Source organism: Polyangium jinanense, from assembly GCF_028435265.1.
In the GTDB taxonomy this organism is placed as follows: domain Bacteria; phylum Myxococcota_A; class Polyangia; order Polyangiales; family Polyangiaceae; genus Polyangium; species Polyangium jinanense.
This window is the reverse complement of record NZ_JAGTJK010000086.1, coordinates 21,040-29,420: the sequence shown is the minus strand read 5'-3', so window position 1 is coordinate 29,420 and position 8,381 is coordinate 21,040. Positions and strand designations below refer to the sequence as shown.

Below are 8,381 nucleotides of genomic sequence, written 5' to 3'. Positions count from 1 at the left end.
GTGGAAGAACTGCGCATCGCGCAGTTCTTCCAACACGAGTCCAGGGCTTGCCCTGGTTCGGGTCGAGGGGCGAACAGCCCCCGCGGGGTCCGGGGCAGCGCCCCGGCGCGGCGGCGCCAAGAAGAGACCAATGCTCCGTCTCAGGCCCCGGTGCGGCGACGCTGATCGCGAAAGGCCCGGGGGGTCATCCCCTGGGCGCGCCGGAAGGTGCGGATGAAATGGGTGACGTCGGCATAGCCCACCTGGTCTGCGATGCTCTCGATGCTCGCGTCCGTCTCCAGGAGCCGCCGCCGGGCCTCGGCCATTCGATGTTCGCGCAGCCAGTCCCCCACCGTCAGCCCTGTCTCCCGGCGGATGGCGTTGGCCAGGTGGGAAGGCGTGCGCCCGACCGCCGACGCGACGTCCTGCAGCGAGAGGGACTCCAGACAGTGCGCCTCGATGAAACTGAGCGCGTCGTGCACGAGCCCGCTGAGCATGGGCGGAGCCAGAGGCGCGTGCTCTGAAAGCTCGCGCATGAGCTCCGTGATCAGGATGGTAAACCATGCGAGCGCGGCGTTGTCCGCGCCCCACTGGGCCTCTCGCAGCTCGGTATCCATTTCGGCCACCAGGCGCTCGATTCGCTGCCGCCGGGGCTCTCCGGGTCGCAGCCGGAGCAGTCCCCGGAGAAAGAGACTGCGCACCGGCGCGTCCTTCGCATCGCCCCGGATTCGTGGTCGTCCCGGCAGCCGCTCCGGAGCGCTCAGCAGCGTCGGATCAAAGCCCACGATCCATCCCTCCAGGTCGCCGACATCGAGGGGCTGATGCTCCACGCCCGCGGGGACGAGGTGGATATCCCCGGCATGGAGATCGACCTGCTCCAGATGACGGCCTCGCCCCCTTCCCGCAGTCAGCACGAAAACCATGAAGAAGGTCGAGACGAGCGGCCCGGGCGGCAGCGTGGACCGCTTTTGCCCTGGGATGCGAACGACACGCAAAGGCAAGCCCCCGGCGCCGAACCCGTCCAGCGTGAGAACGTGGGGAGGGGGGTGCTGAGGCGTGCGGCGCATGTCCTTTAGCATCGCATACTCCGGCGTGCGCGCGTTCCCGGGAAGCGCTGACTCAGAACCGAAACGTGATCCCCGCGCGGAACTTCGTGCTCTCGTGTGACGCGCGGAACGAGCCCATCCGACCCCACCGATCGAGGTGCTCGACCTCGACCCACGCGAGCCGCTGCTTTTCGCTCGGCAGCATATACGACAGCCAGACGCGCTCACCCGAGCGTTGATCCCGCAGGTGCACGTCGTTCGTGACTCGCTCCTGGAATCGATCGAGCCCCTCGATCGATTCGAAGAAATCGTACGTGAGCTGCGCACCGAGCTCGAAGCGCTGGTACGAAAGCGAGAGCGTCGGGCGAACGGTCGCGCCGAGCGCGAAGTAGTAGCGTTTGTCCGCGACCACGGTCTTTAACCCCTTGTCGCCGCGCGTACCGATGTACGCGGACGCGGCCATCGAATGCACGGCTCCGAAGTCGCCGTAGGCGTCCACGCTGGCGCGGGCGCGGGCCTTTCCGTGGTGGAGCGTGAGATCGACGGTCAGGCCGAGCGCGTTGGCGACGCCCAGTTTGTCCTCCTCCATGCCGTCCTGACGGTGCTTTGCGTAGTTGAAGGCCGTCGAGGGGCCGGCGAAGATTGCGTATCCGCGCCGGCCGCCGTAACCGTCGGGCACGATCTTCTGATCGTAGACGCCGCCGAGCAAAACCCGCGTGATGAAATCGAGCTGCTCGACGCCTTGATCGTCGACGGATCCCACGAGCCGGATGCTCGTCACGTCGCCGGGATCGAGGCTCTTCGTGACCTCGCCGAAATGATCGAACTCCGGGATATCGATGATCTCGGTGCTCACGCCGATACGGCGCTGCGACAGGCGCAGGCCGTCCTTCCCGGTCTCCGCGCTCACGCCGACGAGCACGTCGAAGCGATGCCAGGCGTCCGCGGGCAAGCCGAGATCGTCGAGCGCCTTCGCCCGCGTGACGTGCCCATGATCGAGGCGCCGACGGAGGTAATGGAACGGCGAGAAGACGAGGGAGAGAACGTTGTTCGCCGTGTTGTCCTCGCCGCGCTCGAAGAACAAACCGAGCTGGTGCAGCGCCTCGCCGACGGCGAAGCCGCCTTGCGGCGTGAGGACGATGTCGTTCAGGCTGACTTTTTCGCGGTACTCGCCGAGGTACTCCCACAAGAGCGAGCCCCCGAACGAGAACAGGAACGACTCGCCCGCGCCGAGCCCGGCGCCACGTGCGGCGAGGTACGTCATCGTGCCGGCGGCGGGGTGCGAGTACGTGTTCGTCTCGAACTTGTTCGTGTCGAACCGCACGGCTTCGAGGGTCCAGACTTTTTTGTAAAAGCTCGGCGCCGACCACGAGAGCTCCCAGTCGACGCTGTTGTCGTTCATGTGGACCCAGTAGTCCGCGAGGCCGTAGCTCATCAGGCCGACGATCGTGGCGCCCGCTGCCAGGCGATAGCGGAAGCGGGGCTCGCGGAGCACGCGCCACGGGTGCGGATCGAGGTCCCAGGAAAAACCCGCGCCCGCGAGCACGAGCGGCGGCGCGTTCCCCGGGCCCGGAAACACCCGCGCGCCGATCGGAGCGTCCGGCGAGAGCCAGAGCCGCAGCGGCGGAAGGCCGAGCGCAGGCGCTCCGTCGACCTCGACGGCATTCGCGAAGGGATCGAGCACGGGATCCGGGATCGGATCGAGCGGGACCGGCGGCGGAGGCTCGGGGTCGGCCGCCTGCGCGATCGACGCGGGCAAGAGCCCGACCGAACAGACGAGCACGCGCGCGAAGGCGCGGCGAATGCGCCTCGTGCTCGTCTGTTTGCTCTCGTGCGTCGCTCGCGCGTCGGTCGCCAAGACGCCTCGCACGGGAGGCAAGCAAGACGCGCGCCCGTCAGCGGAGTCCGCTCGTCAGGGGATCCAGGGGGCGATCTCGCGGTAGGCGTCGAGCGTGCGCTTGGCGGTGTCTTCCCAGCGGAAACGAGCCGCGCGCGTGAGACCACGGGCCCGGAGGTCCTGCCGGAGGGCCTCGTCCTTGGCGACGGCGCGGAGCGCATCGGCGAGCGCGGACAGGTCACGCGGATCGCGGACGAGCGCGGCGTCGCCGGCGACCTCGGGCACGGAGGTGAGGCTCGAACAAACGACGGGGCAGCCGCACGCCATGGCTTCGAGCACGGGCAAACCGAAGCCCTCGTAGAGCGAAGGGAAGATCAGCGCCTCGGCGCGGGCGTAGAGCCCGACGAGGGCCGCGAGGCCGACGCGGCTCTGGACGTGCACGCGCGAGAGCAGGCCCGTCTCGCGCAGGGCGGACTCGAGCTCCTTCGGGAAGGTGCGCTCGCGCTGGATGATGACGAGGTGCAGATCGTCGGCCGTGGTGAAGGCGCGGGCGAACGCGAGGACCGCGGCGGCGTGGTTCTTGTTGGGGTAGCCGCCGCCGAGGACCAGGAAAAACCGGCGGCCTTCGGGGACGAGATCTTTCGTGCGGGAGAGCGCTTCCGATGCGTCGAGCGGCGCGAAGACGGGATCGACGCCGAGGGGCGTGACGCGGACGCGCGGCGCGGTGGAAGGATCGATGCGGATGGTGTCGTCGGCGCTGTGCTGGCTGACGGCGAGGATGAGGCCGGCGCGGCGGATCGAGGAGCGGATCGTGGTGGACCAGTACGGCGCGAGGATCCTGCGAAGGACGGGGTTCGGGAAGACGAGCTCGGGACACGCGATCTGCATGATGTCGTGCATCGTGAGCACGCTCTTCGCAGGCGCGCCGAACGGCAGGACACGGTACGGCGCGTGGAAGAGGTCGTCCGGTCCCAGGCGCTTGCGCAGCCACACGCCGAGGCGGAGTAGCGAGTCCGGGTGGTTCGGGTCGCCGGAGACGAGCCACTCGGTGACGTTGGGGGCGCGCGAGAGCGGGCCACGCGCGTCGGGATGGCGGAGCAGGACGAACGGGACGTCGGGCGCGAGCGCGGGAAGGTGAGTGACGAGCGCGGCAACGACGGTCGCGACGCCGCCGGGCGCGCCGCGCAGGACGCGGGCGTCGAGGACGATGCGGGGAGGCGCCTTTCGGTTCATGGCGATTTCATCCGGCCGAGAGCAGCTCGCCGACGGTGACAGAGCGGAGCCCGCGGGCTTCGAGGGCGTCGAGGATGCGTGGCAAAGCGCGAACGGTGGGCTCGCGGGAGCCCGCGTACACGGAGCCGGGCGCGCAGCCGTCGTGGAGCAGGAGGATCGCGCCGGGCTCGAGCGCGTCCTCGATGTTGCGGACGATGGCCTCCGTGTCGGAGCGTTCGTCGAAACCGCCGCCGGACCAGTGGACGCAGACCATGCCGAAGCGGCGCTCGACATCGCGCGGGGCGATGCGGCCGGGGTTTCCCCAGGGAAAACGGTAGTGGCGGGGGCGCGCGCGGACGGTGCGATCGAAGAGGTCGAGAGCTTTTTCCGTGTCGACACGGAACGCCTCGGGATCGTTCACGGCCGAACGATCGTGGGCATACGAGTGGCAGCCGATCTCCTGCTCGGCGTGGACGCGGCGGGTGAGCTCGGGCGATCGCTCGACGGAGCTGCCGAGCAAGAAAAACGTGGCGCGGGCGTGGCGCGAGGCGAGGATGTCGAGGATCGCCGGGGTGTGCTCGGGGCTCGGGCCGTCGTCGAACGTGAGGGCGACCTCGGGCCGCGCGGGGCCGTGCATGACGAGGCCGCTCACGGCGGCGCGGGCGGCGCGGACGCCGCGCCGAAAGGCGCGCAAGGGGCGATGCGTGAACGAGAAGGGGCGCACGTCAGCGAGCCCGGGCGATGACGACGAGCGTGGCGCGGCGTCCCTCCTTGGGAACCACGGCGCCGAGGTCGTAGGTGATGTACCCGTCCACGAGGACCTCGAGCGTCTGGAGGAACCGACGAGACGGGACCTCGTTCGGCACGACGAACGGCTCGGCCATTTCCCGCTTGGTAGATGCGGGTTTGCCGTTCGTCTGGAAGAACGACTGCAAGCGGAGCAGGGCCGCGCGTGGGGCGGGCTCGTGCAGGAGCAGGGCGTAACGCTGCACGTCGAGGATCTCGAAGCCGGTGCGCTCGGCGAGCAAGCGGAGCTGCTTCTCGCCGAAGTGGTAGAGGTGATCGGGCAGATCGAGCTCGTTCGTGCCGGCCCAGCGTTCGCCCGGGAGCTCGGCAACGTTGCCAGTCTGGAAGACCATGCAGCCGCCCGGCCGGAGGAGCCCGTGCATCTGGCGGAACGCGTCGAGCGGGTAGGCGAGGTGCGAGAGGACGTTCCGGTGGTAGACGACGTCGAAGCTCCGCGGCGCGAGCTCGACCGACGCGAGCGTGCCCTCGCGCGCGTCGACGCCGAGGACCTCGGTCGCATACCGGACGAACGGCCCGGTGATGTCGATGCCGGTGGGCGAAAAGCCGCGGAGGCTCGCCTCGCGGAGGAAGTAACCGGCGGCGCAGCCGATCTCGAGGAGGCGGCCTTTGGAGACGTGGCGGCCGATGAGGTCGAGGGCGCGGCGGGCCTCGTAGACGGCGCGCTCGACGTTGCGGATCTGGAGGCCGAGGTTGACCTTCGTCTCCTGGCCCTCGTAGAGGCGCTTCATCTCGCCTTCGGTGGGCCGCGGGGTGACGAAGACGAGGCCGCAGTCGTTACACGCGACGGCCTGATGACCGTTCTCGGCGTGGTACGGGCGCGTCCCTCGGTCACCGCAGAAGATGCAGGAAACGGCCTCCATGCGGGCGGGCACGTATCACCCGCGCGGAGGCGCGTCAAAGACCTCAGGCGAAGAAGTTCTGGGGCGTGGTGTTGGCGGTCTGCGAGAACGACCAAGAGAGGGAAGGGGCGTCGCCGTCCGTCTTCTCGACGACGGCAAAACCCAGGAAATACTTGGGCTGGAGGCCGTGATCCCGGACGAAGTCGAGGTAGCCCACGTCGGCCCCCACCCACGACGTGTTGGCCTTGCAATCATCGACCAGGATGACCCCGCCTTTGGCGAGCTTGGGCGTGAGCTTCTTCAGCCCGACGTAGATCGGGTCGCGCAGGTCCACGTCCAGCAGCGCGACGGAGATGTTCTCGGGGATCTCGGCGTCGTCGATCTTGCAGATATCCCCCTTCACGAAATGAATGTTCCGACGAATGCTCCACCGCGCCAGGTTGGCCCGCACCCGCTCCAGGGAAAGCCCCCGGAAACTGTGGTCGTGCCTCGGCGTGAGGCCAAGCTTGTGATCGGTGTCGAGATGCTCCTCGACGAAGCCGTCGAAGGTATCGAAGCAGTAATACTCCTTTTTGCATCCGATCCGTGAAAGCAGGTCGCACGCGTACGCGGTCGTCCCGCCGCTGGCGACGCCGATCTCGACGACAGGGCCTTCGACGTTCCGCTTCTGGTAGAGGGCGTCCAGATAAGCATAGAGGTTGTCGGCGCTCATGGCCGGACGCGGGGGGAAGCGGAGCAGGCTCTTGACCCGCTCCCTGGCCCGTACCAGCTCGCTCACGACTCGTGCCTTCATGTGCTCGGATCTACCCCCTCGAGCACCGGGGCCTGACGCCATGCCACAGCGGGTGCTCTCGTCTCGCGCGCGAGCCTAGCATCCCTCCCGGAGCGCCTGGAAGCTTTCGCCGGTTGTCCGAAAGGACCGGCGAGGTAGGATGCTCGGCCATGGATCCCGCCGCCCTGCTCGCCGAGCTCATCCGACACCGCACCGACAACCCCGGGGGCGACGAGCCGTCGATCTGCCGCATGCTCTCGCGCGCGCTCGCCGAGCTCGGCGCGGACGAGGTCAGCGTCGTGGAAGTGCCGCGCGCCGAAGGAACGGGCGCCTACGTGGCCGCGCGCTGGGGCGAGCCTCGCACGATCATCAACGCGCACGTCGACACGGTGCCCGCGAACAGCGGGTGGACCGTGGATCCGTGGGAAGGCGTGGTCACCGCAGATCGGGTGATCGGGCTCGGCGCGGCGGACACGAAGGGCGCGATCGCCGCGACGCTCGTCGCGCTCGAAGGCAAGAAGCCGCGCAACGTGGGCGTGGTCTTCTCCGGCGACGAGGAAAGGACGGGCACGTGCATCCGGCATTTCCTGGCGAGCCCGTGGGCCCAGGTCGTGCGGCGCGCCGTGGTCTGCGAGCCGACGGGACGCACGGTGGGCGTACGGCATCGCGGCTGCGTGGCGCTGTCGGCCGAGGTGATGGGCCGCGGCGGGCACTCGTCGGGCGCCGATCACATGCCGAAGCCGATCGTCACGATGGCGCGGCTCGCGGTCGGGCTCGACGAGATCGGCCGGCGCTGGCTCGATCGCGGGCCCGCCGACATGAAGGGGCTTTGCCTGAACGTCGCGGCGATCGAGGGCGGCGTCGCGTTCAACGTGGTGCCGAACCGGGCCGCGCTCTCGTTCTCGGTGCGCCCGCCGCCCGGGTTCGACGCGGCCGCCTTCGAGGCCGAGGTCGAGGCGAGCGCACGCGCGGCGGGCGAGGGGATCGTGACGCGGACGGAGCTCTCGATGTCGCCGTTCGAAACCCGCGACGTCGAGCCGTTCCGCGCGCTGCTCGGCTCGCTCCCGCGCGCCGAAGCGACGCTGCCGTTCTGGACCGAAGCCGCGCTCTTCTCGGTCGCGGGCATCGACGCGGTGGTGATCGGCCCCGGCGACATCGCGCAGGCGCATGCCCCGGACGAATTCGTGATGAAGAGTGACCTCGATTGGGCCGTCGAGGTATTCAGTCAGGTGATCGCGCGGGCCTCCGCAGCGTAGCGCCGGGGTTTCACCCCGGACCCCAGCAGGGGCTATCCGCCCCTGCACCCGGACCAGCGCAAGCGCTGGACCCGGGGTCGATGAACTGCGCGATGCGCAGTTCATCGAACAGGCCGAATCAAGACCAGCTACGATCCTGCCGACCAAAACAGCCGCGCTGCCCTTTCGATCGACAACGCTGTTCCTGGTCTTCCAACGGGCCCGATGGAAGAACTGCGCACCGCGCAGTTCTTCCATCACGAGTCCAGCGCTTGCGCTGGTTCGGGTCGAGGGGCGAACAGCCCCCGCGGGGCCCGGGGCAGCGCCCCGGCGCGGCGGCCCCAAGAAGAGACCAGTGCCCCCTCTCAACCGCCTTGCCGAACATCGACGCGCCGCACGCGCGCGCCCTGCTTGACGCGGATTCCGCTCTCGGGGACGGGCTCCTCGACGTCCTCGTCCCGGCCGCGCGCGTTCGCCGCGGGAGAAACCCCGTCTCCCCGGCGCGAGCTCCGCAGGCTCGTCGCTTCCTCGGGCGTCTCCCCACCTGCGCGACCCGCGAGCCATAACATCCCCGCGATACCCGCGAGGACCACGGTGCCGAGGACAACGAATTCGCCGTGCGGGAAGCCCATGGAAACACTCCTCCCGTCGCGC

8 protein-coding genes are annotated in these 8,381 nt (G+C 69.2%); 1 reads left to right on the top strand and 7 read right to left on the bottom strand.

Features of this window, described 5'->3' with window-relative positions:
• Positions 1-140 precede the first annotated feature (140 nt).
• The 6 genes from KEG38_RS51685 to KEG38_RS51660 are packed head-to-tail and all read right to left on the bottom strand — an operon-like array spanning position 141 to position 6,513.
• Positions 141-1,046 (bottom strand): helix-turn-helix domain-containing protein, encoded by a 906-nt coding sequence (locus tag KEG38_RS51685; protein WP_272428330.1) that lies wholly within the window; start codon positions 1,044-1,046, stop codon positions 141-143.
• A gap of 52 nt (positions 1,047-1,098) precedes the next feature.
• Positions 1,099-2,883 carry a DUF3943 domain-containing protein gene (locus KEG38_RS51680; protein WP_272428329.1) on the bottom strand — a complete coding sequence of 595 codons (1,785 nt, stop codon included), beginning with the start codon at positions 2,881-2,883 and terminating at the stop codon, positions 1,099-1,101.
• Between the two features lie 54 nt (positions 2,884-2,937).
• Complete coding sequence (locus tag KEG38_RS51675) at positions 2,938-4,095, bottom strand: glycosyltransferase family 4 protein (RefSeq protein WP_272428328.1); 1,158 nt, start codon at positions 4,093-4,095, stop codon at positions 2,938-2,940.
• Between the two features lie 7 nt (positions 4,096-4,102).
• On the bottom strand, positions 4,103-4,798 hold the full coding sequence (locus tag KEG38_RS51670; RefSeq protein WP_272428327.1) for a polysaccharide deacetylase family protein: 696 nt from the start codon (positions 4,796-4,798) through the stop codon (positions 4,103-4,105).
• A 1-nt stretch (position 4,799) separates the two neighbouring features.
• Complete coding sequence (locus tag KEG38_RS51665) at positions 4,800-5,741, bottom strand: class I SAM-dependent methyltransferase (protein ID WP_272428326.1); 942 nt, start codon at positions 5,739-5,741, stop codon at positions 4,800-4,802.
• A gap of 43 nt (positions 5,742-5,784) precedes the next feature.
• Complete coding sequence (locus tag KEG38_RS51660; RefSeq protein WP_272428325.1) at positions 5,785-6,513, bottom strand: TylF/MycF/NovP-related O-methyltransferase; 729 nt, start codon at positions 6,511-6,513, stop codon at positions 5,785-5,787.
• A gap of 149 nt (positions 6,514-6,662) precedes the next feature.
• Between KEG38_RS51660 and KEG38_RS51655 the strand changes: the two genes are divergently transcribed.
• Positions 6,663-7,748 (top strand): M20/M25/M40 family metallo-hydrolase, encoded by a 1,086-nt coding sequence (locus KEG38_RS51655; protein WP_272428324.1) that lies wholly within the window; start codon positions 6,663-6,665, stop codon positions 7,746-7,748.
• Between the two features lie 344 nt (positions 7,749-8,092).
• On the opposite strand, the gene KEG38_RS51650 is transcribed toward KEG38_RS51655, so the two are convergent.
• The gene (locus tag KEG38_RS51650; protein ID WP_272428323.1) at positions 8,093-8,359 is read right to left on the bottom strand and encodes a hypothetical protein; all 267 of its coding nucleotides are present in this window, start codon (positions 8,357-8,359) and stop codon (positions 8,093-8,095) included.
• Between the last annotated feature and the right edge of the window lie 22 nt (positions 8,360-8,381).